This is a genomic window from Helicobacter rappini, from assembly GCF_900198625.1.
Classification (GTDB): domain Bacteria; phylum Campylobacterota; class Campylobacteria; order Campylobacterales; family Helicobacteraceae; genus Helicobacter_A; species Helicobacter_A rappini.
In genome coordinates this window covers 1-18,105 of the sequence record NZ_FZPK01000020.1, presented here as the reverse complement: position 1 = coordinate 18,105, position 18,105 = coordinate 1, and the positions used below count along the sequence as shown (strand labels likewise).

Here is an 18,105-nt window from a genome sequence, read left to right as displayed (position 1 = left end):
TAAAATAGTTGTGCCAAAAAAGCCTGTAAGGTATGCAAACAAGCAATACTAATGTGTAAGCCCAAAGATAATTAAGCGCACCAGCAGCCCATACAAATATTGAGCCAAACGCACCAAACAACAAAATACATAACACGCTTAATGCAAGCACTACGCTGTCATTAAAACTTCTTGGTAATCTTGCATAAAGAATCACAAACCATGCAAACAAAAACACAACTCCAACTAAGGTATTTGCTATCTTAAAAAATAGTGTTGGAGCAAGAGCGCCAATAAAAGCTGTTCTAAGCAACTCACCAAATCGCCCATTCCAACTCATATACATGCTTATAGCACCATCTAATCCACCAAAACCAGCACCTAAATCATCACTTTGTGTAGGAAATACATAATTAACACTAAATAAAAAAACACTAAATAAAATAAAAGTAATCCAAACGGATTTATGTATATTTGTCATCATTTACCTTTGTGTGTAAAGTGGTTGCTAATCGCATCGCCCTATTTGTATGATATTGAGAAAATACATTGCACATCTATTTATCTTTAAAACTCTTTGTGAGACAAATATGTGCAATACTTAAAATCACTCAAACATATTCTATGACAACCTTGCTTTTATCGCTTATAAGGTGTGAATTATAGCAAAACTATATGAAAGTTTTGCAATGGAATTCTTGCAATATATGCCATCTTGATTGCATGGTATAATATTTCTATATTTATTTCCCCGCAACTCTTTGTGGATACGCAATCTTTCCTTTTGAAAAGGCGATGAGTTCCTGCAGGGTTTTTACTTCTTTTGGGAGTGATTGCATACATATTTCATATAGTCTAAAAGCGGTTAGTGCGTCAGCATAAGCCCTATGGGCTTGTGCTGTGTTTATACCTAACATATCGTTGAGATAGGCTAATGCGTATTTTTTTGATACGATAGTCCTACGACTAAGGTCTAGCGTGCATAATCTGGGATTAAAGAGTGGTGGCATATCATATTCATGCAGACTTTCTGCGATAAAGTTGTAATCAAATGAAACATTATGTGCGACAAATACGCTATCACCTAAAAATGCGCGAAACTGCTTTAATACCTGCTCAAGTCGTGGTGCATCTTCTAGCATATAGGAATCTATGCCTGTGAGATCAATAATATCCTCTGGCACAAATGGGCTATACACAAGCGTATCAAAAGTGTCTAGTATCTCTCCATTTTGTGCGATTATTGCCCCGATTTCGATGATTTGCCCATTTTTCACACTTGCCGATGTCGTCTCTATATCCACAAAGCATAGTTTTGCTTCATTGAGATTAATATTTTTTATTGTTGTGTCAATAATATAATCGCTAGATTCTATATCACCCACTCTATAAAGTGGTGCATGTAAGCCAATCATTACTTCAAGCAGCGTTTCGCATTCAAGCGTGCCATATTCAGGTAAGACATTGCTTAATTGTGTATGAAAACTCTCAAGGCTTAGGGGCATTTGATCTAGCAGATTAAAATAGTGTCCAAAATATTGAAGTGCCATATTATAACCTAAGCTATGCGATAGATCTTAGCCATTGTAATAATATATGAATCTGTCTTTTTACCTCATCGCTCCCGCATCCTCCAAGGCTATTTCGCCTTTGCATAGAATGCTCTAGGTTTAGGGCAAGTTTTAAGCTCTCACTTGATATTGTCGTTACAATAGATTCCATATTGCCTTTTTGCGTTACAAGATTTTTAAGCTCTTTTTCTAGCACCTCACAGAGTGAATCTATCTCAATATTGCTTAAATCCTTGCCGCAAGATTCAGCATACTGCACGCATACACCTGTAATATGATGGGCTTCTCTAAAAGGGACATGACACTCTTTTACTAAAAGATCTGCCAAATCTGTTGCGACTAAATGCCCCTTTTCACACATTTTACGCATATTCTCGGTATTAATTGTAAGTGTTTTCATGCTTTCTGTTAGAATCTTAAGGCTAATGATTGCAGTTTGCACCGAATCAAACACACCTTCTTTATCCTCTTGCATATCCTTATTGTACGCAAAAGGAAGTGCTTTCATAGTGGTTAATAATGCCATAAGATTCCCATAAACTCTACCCGTTTTACCCCGCAAAAGCTCGGCTACATCGGGGTTTTTTTTCTGTGGCATGATAGAGCTTCCAGTCGCAAAGCTATCAGCAAAAGTTACAAACCCAAACTCATAGCTACTCCATAAAATAAGCTCTTCTGCCATGCGTGAAACATGTAGCATAACCATAGCAATATCATACAATATATCTAGGGCAAAATCCCTCTGCCCAACAGAATCCATAGCATTTAGACTCGCTGTTTTAAAGCCCAAACTTAAGGCAAGATTCTCTCTCTCATTGCCATAGGGCGTGCCAGCAAGGGCTGCGCTCCCTAAGGGGCAATCATCGCTTCTTTGCATACTTGATTGCAATCTCTCAATATCGCGTTTCAGCCCAACACACCAAGCCACTAAATGATAACCAAAGCTTATGGGCTGTGCGTGTTGCAAATGTGTCATACCGGGCATTATGGTGTTTGTGTGGTGCTGTGCTATTGAAAGAAGGGATTCTATAAGCTCGATTAATAGCTTTTGTATAACAAGATTCTGCTTTCTACAATAGAGTTTAAAATCAAGGGCTACTTGATCGTTTCTACTGCGTGCTGCGTGTAGCTTCTTCCCCGCATCGCCAATCTTTTCACTCAAAGCCTTCTCTATTGCCATGTGTATGTCTTCATCTTGCAGAGAAAAAGTGAAATTACCCTGCATAATCTCTTGCTTTATCTCTTGCAATCCATGCGTAATAGAATCTAGCTCATGTATGTCTAAAAGCCCGATAGAATAAAGCATTTTTGCATGTTCGATAGAGCCTTGAATATCCTCTTCCCATAGATTTTTATCAAATGGAATACTCGCATTAAACTCATCAAGCAAAGTGTTTGCATCTGTTTGAAACCTACCAGCCCAAAGTTTCGCCATATATGTCCTTTATGTGAGCTTAAAATATCATGGTTAGAATGATACAAAAATTTTGTTAAGTGTTGTTTGGCAATTGCATGTCATTCTTGGTATGATATGTTTTTATATATCGTTTGTTGCCCAGTCATGCTAGATAAAGAAAGGTTGAAATAGAAAAATTCTTTTAAAATATGAAATCCATTTATACAATCTTTTGCATGCGAAAGCTTTTTGGATTATACTCTCTTTGCTTTATGTCGATCGCATAAGATTCTGCACTAGAGATAAGGTTGTCTTAATACACAGAATTCTATAGATATTTAGAAAGATTCTACGCAATTTTATTGGCTCGCCTAAGTTAGAATCTTGCACTTATTGCTTACAAATCCCCTGTCTCAAGTGATACTCTGGGGATATGTAGGTTGCAAAAAACTTGTTTTTTAGAATCTATAACTCGTCATGTTGAGATGCAATTAAAACATCTTATTTTTATAGAATCTAGATTTTGGTAAATTAGAATCTAATTCCATAGAATCTAGTAAATCTTAGATCTAAACCTTTAATCTCTATATATTTTGCTTGATATTTGTATCTGTTTTTTGTAGAATGCTGGTTTTATTTATAAGTTAAGGGATAGGTTTATGAGATTTGGGAAACTTATGGGTAAAAATGTGTTTTTATCAATGATTTTGTGTAGTGTTGCTTCTTTTTCACTCTTACATGCGGATAATCTAAAAGAGTGTGAAAGTGAAGAGGATAAACAAGCTGGGTGTGTTGAGAAAGTATATGATGATAGCGGGAATCTCAAGATTGAAACGCCGTTTAAAAACGGAAAAGAAGAAGGTGTTGAAAAGGCTTATTATGAAAATGGGAATCTTAAGGTTGAATCTCCAGCAAAAAATGGAAAAGAGGAAGGTATTCAAAAGTGGTATTATGAAAGTGGGATTCTTAAGCTCGAAACACCATATAAAAATGGAAAGCGAGAGGGTATGGGAAAACGCTGCTATGAAAGTGGAAAACTTGAAATTGAAGCACCATTTAAAAATCGTATGCTAGAAGGTATAATGAAAAGATATTATGAAAGCGGAGATATACAAGTAGAAATACAATATGCAAATGACGAGATAAATGGTATCGTAAGATTCTATAATAAAGGAAAAAAGCTTATTTGGCAGGCAAATGCACAAAATGGGAATCTTACTAGTGGAAAATGTGTGAGCGGTAAGGTTATGACAAACGCACACCTTACGAGATTAACTAATGAAATAGATGAATTTGAAATAGGTGGTGATTACTGGTATGATATATGCAAACAATAAATAAAATATAGAATCTTTACTTAAAGAAAGCATTTGAAAGGATAGCATTTGACAAATATTAATGAATGGATGTTGCATACATTGAGAAAAGATGCGGATAAGCTTAATCGTATGCCATTGCAGTGGCTTGAGATTGATCGTAATGGCTGGACGCCGCTTGTAGCAAGAGCGATTAGTTTCTTACTTAATGGTGGCACATTTTTGCTTTGCACGGATAAAAAGAGTGCGTGGCTACAACACTATATTCTAAATAGATTAAATACCATTGGTACAAAACGCCCTTTCGTGCCTATTTATGCGCTTGATTCTTCCCTTATTGGGTTGATTGAAGCAAAGCAGGGCGAAAGTGTCAAAGATTTGCTTGATATGTCTTATCAAAGCTATGCTTTATGGTATATTGGGCAAACTGAAAATGCGATAGCACAATTTAGCTTAGAGTTTAGAGAATCTTTTCTTTGGATATTAGATGAGTCTTTAGAGCATTCCTTTACCTTGCATTCTAATGATTATAATCTTGATTTTAAGCTATTACAAGCATATAGAATCTTTGAAAAAGCCCTTTTTGCAGGAATCTGTGGCGAATTTAGTCTTGAGAATATATAAATAACGAAGTTTTTGCGATAGAATCAACAAAATCTAGCTTTGATTATTACTTACTTCTTACTACATAAGGTTTTTTATGATTTTACATTTTATTAAAACAAAGTTTTATATATTACATTTTTGTGTTATTGTTTTGGCTTGTTTGTGTTTGAGTTCTTGCATGAATGTCATGCAGGATACTTTTAAAAACTCATCAAACTATACGATTAAATATGCTTATGTGCAGAGTGATAAAATATTTTTAGAAGAAGTAAAAGAGATTGCAAAAATGCTTCCCAAAAAAGAAACATTTAGCATGGCTATAAACGAACTACAAGAGTTAAACGACTCTTATAAAATAGCTAATATCCCAGAACTTAACATTACTTTTACATGTGGTTTTAATAAGCAGTATGTAAAAACTTTACAATCATTACTTACAACAAGAAAATATCCATGTGATGGGGAGATAGCAGGCTACACATTGCAGTCTTTCACTAAGAATCCATATAAAAAATACTATGGAGAAAAGTTTGCAAATGTGCAAAATCAAGAGCAATTTTTATTTTTCTACACAAAGGATTTTAAGCATGTAAAAAGCAAAGAAGATATAAAAACTACATTGCAATCTATAATTTCAAATATAGCTTCAAATGCCAATGCAATTTATGATTTACGCGAGTTAAAACACTATGCTTTTATGAATGGCATTATAGAATCTTACGATGATTTTTATAAGCTAGTGGCACAATATGAGGTCAAATGTCAAGGCTCACTTTTTAGCACAACACTTGATGAGATCATCGCACAACGCGATTTGCAATGCAAAAAGATTACGCACATAAAAGCAAAATAGATTCTAAAAATTAGAATGAATAAGGTGATAAATGTCTATATCTAAAACATATAAAAAGATTTTATGTATATGCTTACTCATATTTACACAAAATATGCAAGCCAGAGATGAATTTGAAAAATTAGGCGATATTTTGACACTTGCGCCATTTGGCGTGTTAATCGTTAGTCTTGGTATGCGTGATTATGAGGGGGCAGCTCAACTTGCCGCTGGTTCTCTTGCCACACAAGGCACAATAGAGCTTATCAAAAGGGGGTTTGAATACGCTCATCTCAATGGCACAAGCATAGATTTTGCAAAACGACCTTGCTGTGATGACTATAAAGGTATGCCTAGCGGACATGCTGGTGGTGCATTTAGTGCTGCTGGTTTTGTGTATTATCGCTATGGTTGGAAACCTGCATTGCCACTTATAGGGCTTGGCGTGGTTACCGCAGCATCTCGCGTATATGCTAAAAAACACACAATTTGGCAAGTAGCAATCGGTAGTGCAATCGCATGGGGCTGGGCGTATGTCTTTACTACGCGATATAATCCGCAAACAAGATTTATCGTAACGCCTGAAATTAGTGCCGATAGCTTTGGTAGCTTTTATGGTGTTAATATGCATTATCGGTGGTAAGTTTTGTCATAGAATCAATGAGAATGTTTAGTTTCTTATCTGTTTTTTACGCATTGAGTTTCTATGCGATATAATAATAAACTATTGAACCATAATGCAATTACTTATTCTATGCACGGGAATAAATATTTTTATCTAAGTGCTAATCTGTAATTTTTAACACAACAGCCTATAATCAAATTGCATGAAGTATTATTTTTTTTTGCTATAATACATAACTTTTTTGCTAATTTTAAAGAAATAGAATGTTGTCTTTATGCCATAGTGTATTGCATTTTACTTTTTATATTTTAATCTAAGGAAAAACTTACATGAAACCCATTCTCTCACTTTTCATTCTGCTATGCCTATCACCTAGCATAGCGTTTGCCTATCTTGATCCGGGCAGTGGTTCATTATTGCTTTCTTCAATCGTAGCACTCTTTGCTTCAGCCTTGTTTTTTATTAAAAATTTATTTTATAAAATCATCTCTTTTGGCACATATAATCCTTTAACATCAACTACGGGGGGGGGGGGCAATCTCATAAGAATCTAGTCTTTTATGCTGAAGGTCCTCAATACTATGGCACTTTTAAGCCTATTTTAGATGCACTAGATTCTCTAAAACACCCCTACACTTATTACACTTCCTCACAACACGACCCAGCCCTTAAGCGATTAGATTCTAACAATAGATTAGATTCTAGCAGGGGCTTAGAATCTAGCCCTTCAAAAAATGGCGAGTTTATCTACATTGGTGAGGGCAACAAGGCTTATAATCTCCTAAATAGACTTCGTGCTGATATTTTGGTGCTTACCACTCCCGGACTTGATGTCTTACATATTAAACGCAATCGCGGCGTAGCGCATTACTGCCATATTGTGCATTCGCTTTCCCCTATGACTTATCGTGTGTTTGGAGTGGATTATTTTGATTCTGTATTGGTAGCAAATGAGGTGCAAGAAGACTTTGTGCGTGATATAGAATCTGCACATAATGTCAAAAGAAAGCATATTGCTATTACAGGTTCTACCTACCTTGATGAGTTATCTTTACAAGCAAATGCTTTAGAATCTTTTCCAAAAAATAGCACAAAAACCATACTTGTTTCACCATCTTGGGGTAAAGAAACCCTGCTTAATAAATATGGTTTAGACTTACTTCTGCCTTTAGCCAAAAGCTCTTATCACATCATTATCCGCCCTCATCCACAAAGCTATATCTCACCGAGTGAAAGAGAGAATATACAACACCTGCAAGAAGCATTAAAAGATTATAGCAATGTAGAATGGGATAAAGACACGCCTAATATTTATGCATTCGCAAGGGCGGATATGATGATTTCTGATTTTTCAAGTGTGATATTTGACTTTGTGTGTTTGCAGGGTAAGCCTGTGCTAACTATTGATAATGATATGGATTTAAGCGGCTATGATATGGCAGATATAGAGCGAGATTCTATTTGGACATTTAAGGCACTTGATAGGATAGGTAAAAGAATTTCACAGGAGCATTTTTCACAATTGCAAGAGATTTGCGAAGAGATTTTTAACTCTTGTGATTTAAAAGACACACAGCAGAGTAGCTTAAATACAAACGCAGCACATACACACAATTCACACAAGAATACACAGCTTCACTTGCAAGAGACAAAAGAGCTTTTATGGCAGCACTCACACAATGCGGGAATGCAATCAGCAAGGGAACTTCTAAAGATTGAGCGAGAGATTTTAGAATCTAGACTAAAACCACAAATCGCTCTTGTAGCAAGGCTAAGGGAGCTAGACACTATGCTAGAAAAAGGACTAGAGAAAGGGAAGCTATGCTAGAGATTTTATATTATATTTTTATATTTCCTGTGGAGCAGGTGCTTGAGTGGGCTTTATTTACACTTTTTAAGGCAACTAAGAATTATGGCGTAAGCATTATTTTACTCTCTCTTATAATGCAGCTTTTTATGCTAAAACTCACTTTTTACTTTGATAAAAAGGCAACTTCCTTTGGAGCGCTAAAAGCACAATGTGATAGTAAGATTAAAGAGTTTAAAAGAGTATTTAAAGGAGCGGAGCTACAAAGCTATATCCGCACACTCTATAAGCAAAGGCATTTTCACCCCATTTTTGCCTTATTTGGCTTAGGGGGATTGGCACTGCAGATTCCATTTTTTATTGCAATGATTCATTTAGTAGAGAATGCAGAATATCTACAAAGTGTCCGCTTTCTATGGATAGATGATTTAAGCAAGCCAGATTCTATTATGCTATTTGGTTTGAGTATTCATATCTTGCCTTTACTGATGACAGCTTTTACTTTAATCAATGTCTTTTATAGCTCAAAAGAGCTAGGTGCAAGAATACAAGGAAGTTTGATTGCTTTATTGTTCTTGGTGCTACTTTATAGTATGCCGAGTGCATTAGTATTATATTGGACTTGTAATATGGCGTTTGCGTTGTTTAAAGAGATATTTAAGCAATGTAGAAATAAAAGGCATTCAGTATTGAGCGATAAATCAGGGAGTGCTTCGCCTTACTCACTGCGGCGTATGTCCAATACGCCTCATTCGCAAGACTTGCACAACCCTAATTTCTCATCTCAATCCTTAGAATGCCGAGACTCTAACACTAGAATTGCGGATTCTTTGTCTTGTCATACTGAGCAAAGCGAAGTATCCAAAAAACGAGATTCTAACAACACCAATTCATCTAAAAGCACTAAAATACCAAGCAAAGCTACACAACCACAAGGAAAACTCAAAACCATTCTTTTCAACATTTTCACCCCACACGCCGCCCTAGATTTTAAAACCTACACAACTTATCGCAATATTAGCATTCTAGCCATTCTTAATATCTGTTTTATAATATGTGTCTTTAGCCCTTATGCTTTGTATAGTAGTGATGTATCACAATTTGATGTAAAGCAAACATATCAAACACTAGCAGTTTTATTTGGCGCATTCCTTTGTTCTAGTTTTATGGTTATTTATATTACAAGCTTTTTTTATAAAACAAGACTTTTTAAGTTTGGTGTATATGTTGTAAGCACATTATTTCTTATTGGAGTAATCAATACATTTATTTTTGTAGGTGATTATGGAGCAATGGATCATTTTGTCTTGCAAAAACCAGAGTTTAATAATCCCAATAATCTTTTATATGCCTTGTGTGCTTTTATAGCAAGTGTAGCGATTGTGTATTTTTGTTTTAAATGGCTGAAGAGTATTTTTAGTGTTAGTTTCATTACCCTTTGTGTGCTAAGTGTTATATCTTTCTTTAATATTATGGAAGCAAATAAAACTTATATAGTCCCAAAAAGCCTTGTTGCAGAAGATAACAATCTGCAACCTTATGAAAAAGAATTATTCTCTTACTCTAAGACTGAAAAGAATATCATAGTTATGGTGCTTGATGCATTCAGTGGCTCACATATACATCCATTACTAGAACAATTTCCAGAGTTTAAAACCAATCTTGATGGCTTTGTGCTATTTGATAACGCTATATCTACGACAAATAACACTATTCATAGTATTGCTACATTGATAGGAGGTGAATACTATTCGACATACAACATGAATGCCAGAAAGGATATACTTGTAGATAGTATTACTGAAGCCTTTGGTGTTATAGGTGATACTTTTGTAAAGAACGGCTATGATGTGGGGTATTTTATGAGCGAAACAACCAGACAGTCGCAAATTAATGAAATACGAAGCTATAATGAAAATATTTTTGTAACAGATAATGTGTTTATTTATACTGACTACTTTCTTTCACAACATCCAGAAAATGCCATGGAGTTACACCAACAAAACAGTAGTAATACTGCGGTATACAAACAACTCTTAAGTTATGGGACATTTCGTTTTAGTCCAGAAACATTGCGTTCTAAAATATATAACAATGGAAAATGGTTCCGATATAAGGGGTTGGGCTACAGAATCATAGACCCAAACGTTAGAGGATCGTTAGGATATACTTCATCAATGTATGCTTTCACCCATTTGCACAATACAGAATCTAAAAAGCCAACTTTTAAATACTTGCATACATGTATTACTCATCCCCCATATGCCATGTATTACAATGGAAAAAAATGCTTATTTCAAGGACCAAAAAATCAACTTGCCAACAAAACGGCATGGCATGACCATCCACATAAAGAAACAATGTCATATAGCTATCAAGGCGAACGAGACTTCTTCTTCAAACATTATGATTCTGAAGCATGCGCATTAAATTATCTCGATTATCTTATACAATGGCTTAAAGATAATGCAATTTACAATAACACGCAGATACTTATCGTAAGCGATCATGGATCACCAGATAGTATGGGAATACCACGCTTTATAATAGAAAAAAATGGGCGACCCGAAACCATATTTTTATTTAAAGATTTTAATGCAAGCGGAGAGTTAAAAGTAGATTCTAGACTCATGGCCAATTATGATATTTCAAGCATTTTTTGCGAAAATCTTCCTAATGGTTGCCCTAATGTGCCAAAGAATATACTTAAAAATTATCCAAACAATAGAAAAATTATTACCGCAACCCCAATTACAAGCGATCTAAAAAAACACAAAAAAAACGAATGGATTATTGACCATTATTTCCAAGTCAAAGGTAATATTTATGATGAAAATAGTTGGCAAGACATAACAAAGGAAGTTAAAGATGGCACATTTAAGATTGATGGTATAAGGCATTAGGAATTGTTGTTTACTATTGCTTAACTTGGGGTTTATCATAGTGCAATTTTGCATTTAAAGAATAAAAGCATTTGTCGTATTTGAGTATTAGAAAAATAAACTCCCCTTGGGACACATCTCATACTTAAGCCTAAAATATAGCATTTAAAAAGTTTGGCTATAATCCAAAAAGCTTTTTTAGGCTATATTTTTGTGTCATTTGCGAAAAATACATAAGCTGCAATGGACCTAAAGGACATAGAGTGTTTCTAGAATCTAAAGATTCCACAACCCATACACAACAAAGCATAGAAAAAGACTTGCAAACATTAAGACAAAATATTGATTCTATTGACAAAGAGATCATACAGCTTTTAGATAAGAGATTAACTTTCGTGCAGCAAATCGGGCATTTAAAGGTTAAAAACAACGCAAGTATTTATCGCCCCGATAGAGAGAGAGCGATCATACAGAATCTTTTATCAATCACAAAGGAAAAAGGGCTAAAAAATCTCAATAAATCAATCATTGAAGCCATTTTTTATGAGATATTTGCCATTGCTAGAAATATTGAGACGCCTCAAAAGATAGCTTTCCTAGGACCTATTGGCAGCTACACGCATCAAGCCGCTGAAAATCGCTTTGGTCCCTTAAGTGCGTATTTACCGCTAACAACCATTAGTGCGGTGTTTGAAGCGTTGCAAAGGGGGAATGCAAAATATGGGGTAATCCCGCTTGAAAACAACACAAATGGCATGGTAGGCGAGACAATCGACAATCTAGCAAAGCATAATTTTAAGATTATAAACGAGATTATCCTGCCGATACATCATAGCTTTGCGACAAAGGAAAAACACATTAATGATATAAAGAGAATCTATTCTAAAGACATTGCATTTGGGCAGTGTAGCAACTTTTTGCAAAGCTATCAACTGCATGAAATCGAGCATATTTCTGTGAGTTCCACAGCGTTTGGAGCAAAACTTGCAAGTAGTGAGAGTGGTAGTGCGGCAATCTGTTCTGAAATCGCTACAAAGCTATATAATCTCCCCATTATGTTTGCAAATATTGAGAATCATTGCACAAATCAGACGCGATTTGTAATCATCAGCGACTTTACAAACGAAAAAGGGCAGAATGATAAGACTTCTATCTTTGTAAGTATGAAAGACTTTGGAAAAGCTGGGGCATTATTTGGTCTTTTGCAAGATTTTAAAGACGAATCGATTAATATTACTAAGATAGATTCTAGACCGATACAGAGTGATGGGGCGTTTCACTCTGGATTCTATATGGATTTTTACGGACATAAAGATGATGAAAGTGTAAAGAGATTGTTTGATAAAAGAGGCGATGAGATAAAATGGCTTGGCAGCTACCCTGCGTTTGTGTAAAAAAAGTATAAAATATCGCTCAATGAAAAATTATAAAATGCACCTTGAAATTATATATTTTGTTAAATCGCTATAAAAATATCACAAAACAAATAGATACTAGAAACTTTTATGATACTATAACTTCATATAAATTTAAGGTTTATTATTGATGGCAAAACACCCTTTGACATATCAAAATACTAAACAAGATATATATATATATATATATATAGCAGGACACTCTGGATGTCAGCTAGAAATTATCAATAATCACACGATTCTAAAAACCACTACAAATAAAGACTACAAAGCTAGACTAAAAAAGCAATGCGAGAAGCAAATATTATTTGCTAATATGTATGACAATCATGACAAGATTCTAATCCCACAAGTTTTACAGCAATATTGGGAAACTAAGGATAATGAAAAAGTTGGCTTTTCAATGCCTTATTATTATGCAAGTGATTTTATTGTATTTTTTGAAAACGCTACAATTACCAATATTACTCAAACCATGCATATTTTATTACAATTTATTGAAAATAATCTAAAAGATTCTATATATACAACTATAAATAAAGAAATATTCTGTAATAAATACGATGAGGTTGCACAAAAGATAAATACATGTAAAAACAAATCTCTAACCCTATGTTTAGATTCTATAAAAAAAGATTTAAAAGATCTTCCAAATGAGATTATCTTACCACTTGGAAGATGTCATGGAGACCTTACTTTTTCAAATATTTTATTCTCAAACGACAAGATTATACTCATTGATTTTTTAGATAATTTTATTGAAACGCCCTTGCAAGATATTGTAAAGCTTAGACAGGATACAAAGCATAAATGGAGTGTAATGTTGTATGAAAGAAGTTATGATAAAACTAAAATCGCAATGATTCTACACTACTTAGATGAAATGATAGATAAGCATTTTATGCAATATGAATTTTATAGAAAATATTACACCATTTTTCAAAAAATAAATCTTTTTAGAATCCTTCCCTACGCAAAAGATAATCACATTTTTGATTATGTGGTTACTGAAATTCTCAATCTCAACATAAAGGATACAATATGTCAAACATATTAATTACAGGTGGTGCGGGCTTTGTTGGCTCTCAATTAGGATATGTGCTAAGTAAAAAGGGGCATAGAGTTATATTGCTTGATAATATGTCGTATGGGCGATTAGATAACTTGATTGTAAATAATGAGTTTTTTGGAGAGTTTATCGGCATGGATATACGCTCGAAAGACTTATTACATGTAATGAAAGGCATAGATTATGTGTTTCATTTTGCAGGTATTGCACCTTTGCCTGATTGTCAAACAGACCCATACAAAGCCATTGATATTAATGTAGCAGGAAGTGCAAATGTTTTAGAAGCTGCACGCTTTAATGGTGTGAAAAAAGTTATCTTTTCTAGCACTTCAGCAATTTATGAGAATAACAAAGAGTTTCCTACAAAAGAGAGTGATGAAACCTCGCCTTATCTCATATATTCCACTTCTAAAAAACAAGCTGAAATGCTGTGTCATTCATTCTTTAAAACCTATGGATTGCATATTGCTATCTTGCGTTTCTTTAATGTATATGGACCACACCAAGATATGAAAAGAAAGCATCCACCTTTAATTGGCTATATCATTAAAACGCTATTAATGGGGGGGGGGGGCAACAACCAGTCCTTCATTCAAATGGCTTACAAAAAAGAGATTATGTCTATATTGATGATGTTATTTCGCTATGTGAGATTGTGATGAATGATAATAATGTAGTGTATGACACATTTAATGTCGCATCAGGCAAGGCTTACTCTGTTGCAGAAATTTATGAAATTATCGCAAAATATTTACAAACAGATATAAAGCCTATTTTTAGAGACGCAAAGCTTTTTTGGGAAAAGTATCCGCCTTTATATGAGGGTGCTTTAAAGCTGCATGATTCTATTTTAGAAAAAGAGGTAAATAAATATGCCTTAGGTAATAACGACAAAGCAAAACAGCTAGGCTGGAGACCTAGCATTGATATGGACAAAGGATTAATTAATTGCATAGAATATGCAAAAAAGATATTTGGAGTAATGTAATGAATCTTATTTTACCGGTCGCAGGACATTCATCAAGATTTCCGGGAGTAAAGCCCAAATGGCTTCTTACACACCCAAATGGGAATCTTATGCTAACAGAAGCAATTAGGGGCTTAAACCTAAAGGAATTTAGTAGAATCTATATTATTTGCATGAAAGAGCATTATGAAAAATATGATTTACAAAAGCCTTTAACAGATCAATTTAAAATGCTAAAATGTGATTCTAAACTATCTATTATCACGCTAGATAAACAAACAAAGTCACAACCAGAAACCGTATATCAAGGTATAAAAAAGGCAAATATATGCGGACAAATCTATATTAAAGATAGTGATAATTACTTTGTGGAAAATCGCGTTAGTGGCAATTTCGTATCCACTTACGACTTAAATGACATGGATTTAACATACGCAAAAAGCAAAAGCTTTGTGATTGTAAATGAACAAAATATTATAACTAATATTATAGAAAAACGCGTGATTGGCTCAATCTTTAATGTTGGTGGGTATGGCTTTGAAAGCACTGAAGAATTTTGTAAATATTATGAAAAGTTAGCACATGAAGATAATTTATATATTTCGCATATTATTTATAATATGATGCTTAGCGGACATGTTTTCTTTAACTCAAAAGTGCAAGATTATTTAGATTGGGGGACAATAAAGGAATGGAATCTTTATAAAAGAGAATTTGCTACACTATTTGTTGATATTGATGGCACATTGGTAAAAAATTCTGGGCAGTTTTTTACGCCAAAATGGGGTGAGACAAGCAAGATAGACGAAAATGTTGCAATGCTGAATAAACTCTATGATACAGGCAAAGTTTATATTATCCTAACCACTTCAAGAACACTAGATTATAAAACTATAACAGAAAATCAGCTAGAAAAAGAAGGAATAAAATATCATCAAATAATCTATGGCTTATATCATGCTAAAAGAATTATCATTAATGATTATGCTAACTCCAACCCCTATAAAAGTTGTGATAGTATTAACTTAAAACGCGATAGCAGTGATCTTAAAAGTATGCTTCAACATATTTTTGGTGATATGGTGTAGCGTTGTGCGAATCTAGAGTTACAATCATTAATCCTTTATTATCAAAATTTAAGTAATATTAAGAATATATTGTGATAAGGGGTTATGATTATGGATATAGATTTGGTTACAAATGAGATACAAGCACATATAGATACTGCACAAAAGGCGCTTGGCTTACTTGCACCTATTTTGCTTGAAAGTGCAAAAACTATCACCAAAGCCTTGCAAGATAATAAAAAGATTCTTATCTGTGGCAATGGCGGAAGTGCAGCTGATAGTCAGCATTTTGCCGCTGAACTCACAGGGCGATATAAGCGAGAGAGAAAGGGTCTCCGTGCGATTGCCCTAAGCACTGATACTTCTGCATTGACTGCTATTGGCAATGATTATGGCTATAATCATGTATTTAGTAGGCAGGTCGAAGCCCTTGCAATGCAAGGTGATGTGGTGATTGGAATCTCAACGAGTGGCAATTCACAAAATATTATTAATGCTCTCGAAGTGGCAAATAAAATAGGCTGTATCACCCTTTCACTAAGTGGTAGAGATGGTGGGCTTATTAAAAATCTTTGTGATTATAGCATTATCGCACCAAGCGATGATACCCCCCGCATTCAAGAGATTCACATTTTATGTATCCATATTTTATGTGAGCTTATAGAAAAGAGTTTTGCGGAAGCTAAGGTGTAGGTGGTAAAGATTTTTGAAATTTGTTTTATGTGAATGATAGCAAGTTAATATAGGGTTAAATGGCGGATAATACATACACATAGGCTTCCATTTCTTCGTATTTGTGTTATAGGGTTTAAGACATAATTGCTAGGTTATATTTATATTCACTTTTAAATTCTACATATATCCTAAAAGTTGGGGAGTTAGACTTGAAGCATTATCGTATTTTGTTGTATGCAGTGTAGTGATACTTAAAAATTTAAAAAATTCAGGAGTGTAAAACAATAAGGAAAGTGGGATTTGTAGCTACTTGATATGACAAGCAAAAGATTTGTATTGTTATTTTCTAACGGAATGCCATTTAGAATCTACATTCTATCAAATACAACTCACTCAAACTTATCATCAAGAATCCATGCCCTAAACACTTAAATAAAGCCTAAAATAAAACAAGATTCCCTCTTATTTTATATAAAATTATTTCCAAATCCCATAAAAATGTTACATTTTTTCCATTAAAATACAGAAAAATCGTTTTTTTTTTTTTGTAGTTTGCAATTTGTTTGTTTTTATTAAAATTTTAAATCCTTTGAGCTTTTTTGTGAAGTTTCTTTTAAAGGATTAAAAAATGAGGAAGAATCTTGGTGTAATGGCTGCAAACACATTGCTTACAATAGGGTTTGGCAATACCGCTTTAGCAGAAGAAAATAATGGCTTATTTGTAGGTGTGCATGGTAGTGTTTCGTTTTTTGGTTTGGGAATGTATAACTATACTAGTAAGGCTTATGCTGATGGGGGCTACAAAGATATTGATATGGATAAATTCGATGCTCCATTCAATGTTGGTTTATTTCATGTTGGTCTAAAGGCTGGTTATCAACACTTCTTTATGTCAATAGTTGGTGCGAGGGGTTATCTTGGTTATGATTTTAATGGTAGTCGAGTGTTTGTAAAAGTTGAACAGGGATTCAAAGGTGTTAATGTGTTATTCCACAATATTACATTAATTAGTTGTATTTTATAATACAAAAAACACTCAATTACTAACACACAAAAGCCTTATATAAAGGTTTTTTTGCATAAGTGTTTTTAATATGCTTATATGTTATAATTCCTTTTTCTTACTCCCATATAATCTATTTTTGTTTATATCTTATGTATATTTTTGAATGTATTCTAAAAAAGGATACACAAAAACATTACTACATATTAAAGTATGTTTTATGTGCTTAAAAGGCATATAAAGCTACACAATAAAAGCTTATAAAATCTATTAAGTATTAACTGAAAAACTTAATACTTTTTTACTCTCAAACCACACAAATAAGGGAATTTCAAACACACTACATAACTACATGTTTTTTATTTTGTGTATCCTTTTTTCATTACTACATAAAATTACAAGTAAAATAACACATATTCTAAAGATTTTAACCCTTTAAAATACCATTCAATTATAACTAAAAATACAAGTAACTTTTATATGATTTTTGCATTAAGCTTATAAGTTACATTTTCACTTTACAAAGTGTTACAAACTAAGCAATACAAAATTACAAATTAATCAATACTTTGATACAAATTAAAATTACACACAATACAAAAACATTAAAGACTAGATACAAACTTAATAAAACATACAATACAAACATTACTAACAAACAAAAGATTAAAAGATACATTAAAAACATAAAAAGGTATTAAAACATGATTTGTATTTAGATTATGATTAGCTTGTAATAAATGTATGATTAAGTTATGCAAGTAATATTAAAGTATGTTTTGCTTTGTTTTCAGTTTGTTAAAAGCCTTTGTAAGTGTTAAGCATTGTTTGCATGTGTTAATCTTTAAGTATTGCATACTAGCATATACATTACATAAGCATATATAAGCATCTA

Annotated in this window: 17 protein-coding genes; 14 read left to right on the top strand and 3 right to left on the bottom strand. The window is 33.6% G+C overall.

The window, feature by feature from the left end; genetic code table 11:
- From C6H17_RS05385 to argH, 3 genes are all read right to left on the bottom strand, one after another.
- A partial coding sequence (locus C6H17_RS05385; RefSeq protein WP_233714093.1) for a DUF6056 family protein occupies positions 1 to 460 on the bottom strand: 460 nt, incomplete at its 3' end.
- Positions 461 to 722: 262 nt separating this feature from the next.
- On the bottom strand, positions 723 to 1,529 hold the full coding sequence (locus C6H17_RS05380) for a 3'-5' exonuclease (RefSeq protein ID WP_004087291.1): 807 nt from the start codon (positions 1,527 to 1,529) through the stop codon (positions 723 to 725).
- Positions 1,530 to 1,542: 13 nt separating this feature from the next.
- The gene (gene argH / locus C6H17_RS05375; protein ID WP_005217676.1) at positions 1,543 to 2,985 is read right to left on the bottom strand and encodes an argininosuccinate lyase; all 1,443 of its coding nucleotides are present in this window, start codon (positions 2,983 to 2,985) and stop codon (positions 1,543 to 1,545) included.
- Between the two features lie 620 nt (positions 2,986 to 3,605).
- On the opposite strand from argH, the gene C6H17_RS05370 reads away from it, so the two are divergent.
- From C6H17_RS05370 to C6H17_RS05300, 14 genes are all read left to right on the top strand, one after another.
- Entirely contained in the window at positions 3,606 to 4,283 is a 678-nt protein-coding gene (locus C6H17_RS05370) for a toxin-antitoxin system YwqK family antitoxin (protein ID WP_005217675.1), read from the top strand.
- A gap of 48 nt (positions 4,284 to 4,331) precedes the next feature.
- Positions 4,332 to 4,886 (top strand): HobA family DNA replication regulator, encoded by a 555-nt coding sequence (locus tag C6H17_RS05365; protein WP_005217674.1) that lies wholly within the window; start codon positions 4,332 to 4,334, stop codon positions 4,884 to 4,886.
- 76 nt (positions 4,887 to 4,962) lie between these two features.
- Positions 4,963 to 5,721 (top strand): hypothetical protein, encoded by a 759-nt coding sequence (locus C6H17_RS05360; protein WP_005217673.1) that lies wholly within the window; start codon positions 4,963 to 4,965, stop codon positions 5,719 to 5,721.
- 31 nt (positions 5,722 to 5,752) lie between these two features.
- Positions 5,753 to 6,343, top strand: coding sequence for a phosphatase PAP2 family protein (locus C6H17_RS05355; protein WP_005217672.1), 591 nt, complete (start codon positions 5,753 to 5,755; stop codon positions 6,341 to 6,343).
- A gap of 311 nt (positions 6,344 to 6,654) precedes the next feature.
- Complete coding sequence (locus tag C6H17_RS05350) at positions 6,655 to 6,879, top strand: hypothetical protein (protein WP_104731368.1); 225 nt, start codon at positions 6,655 to 6,657, stop codon at positions 6,877 to 6,879.
- Positions 6,880 to 7,133: 254 nt separating this feature from the next.
- Positions 7,134 to 8,153 (top strand): CDP-glycerol glycerophosphotransferase family protein, encoded by a 1,020-nt coding sequence (locus C6H17_RS05345; protein ID WP_233714094.1) that lies wholly within the window; start codon positions 7,134 to 7,136, stop codon positions 8,151 to 8,153.
- Entirely contained in the window at positions 8,147 to 11,035 is a 2,889-nt protein-coding gene (locus C6H17_RS12465) for a YidC/Oxa1 family membrane protein insertase (protein ID WP_020995813.1), read from the top strand. Before C6H17_RS05345 ends, C6H17_RS12465 begins: the two co-directional genes overlap by 7 nt.
- A gap of 242 nt (positions 11,036 to 11,277) precedes the next feature.
- Complete coding sequence (locus C6H17_RS05330) at positions 11,278 to 12,408, top strand: bifunctional chorismate mutase/prephenate dehydratase (RefSeq protein ID WP_020995812.1); 1,131 nt, start codon at positions 11,278 to 11,280, stop codon at positions 12,406 to 12,408.
- A 151-nt stretch (positions 12,409 to 12,559) separates the two neighbouring features.
- Positions 12,560 to 13,486, top strand: a complete 927-nt coding sequence (locus C6H17_RS05325) for a phosphotransferase (protein ID WP_104731367.1) — start codon at positions 12,560 to 12,562, stop codon at positions 13,484 to 13,486.
- The gene (locus C6H17_RS05320; RefSeq protein ID WP_005219973.1) at positions 13,471 to 14,157 is read left to right on the top strand and encodes an NAD-dependent epimerase/dehydratase family protein; all 687 of its coding nucleotides are present in this window, start codon (positions 13,471 to 13,473) and stop codon (positions 14,155 to 14,157) included. Before C6H17_RS05325 ends, C6H17_RS05320 begins: the two co-directional genes overlap by 16 nt.
- Positions 14,055 to 14,486 carry an NAD-dependent epimerase/dehydratase family protein gene (locus C6H17_RS13260; RefSeq protein WP_080663007.1) on the top strand — a complete coding sequence of 144 codons (432 nt, stop codon included), beginning with the start codon at positions 14,055 to 14,057 and terminating at the stop codon, positions 14,484 to 14,486. Before C6H17_RS05320 ends, C6H17_RS13260 begins: the two co-directional genes overlap by 103 nt.
- Entirely contained in the window at positions 14,447 to 15,553 is a 1,107-nt protein-coding gene (locus C6H17_RS05310) for a hypothetical protein (RefSeq protein ID WP_223808368.1), read from the top strand. The genes C6H17_RS13260 and C6H17_RS05310 overlap by 40 nt, the downstream gene beginning before the upstream one ends.
- A gap of 90 nt (positions 15,554 to 15,643) precedes the next feature.
- The gene (gene gmhA / locus C6H17_RS05305; RefSeq protein ID WP_005219975.1) at positions 15,644 to 16,225 is read left to right on the top strand and encodes a D-sedoheptulose 7-phosphate isomerase; all 582 of its coding nucleotides are present in this window, start codon (positions 15,644 to 15,646) and stop codon (positions 16,223 to 16,225) included.
- Positions 16,226 to 16,835: 610 nt separating this feature from the next.
- Positions 16,836 to 17,231: a hypothetical protein gene (locus tag C6H17_RS05300; protein WP_020995810.1), complete on the top strand. Its 396-nt coding sequence runs from the start codon at positions 16,836 to 16,838 to the stop codon at positions 17,229 to 17,231.
- The last annotated feature ends 874 nt before the right edge of the window (positions 17,232 to 18,105 follow it).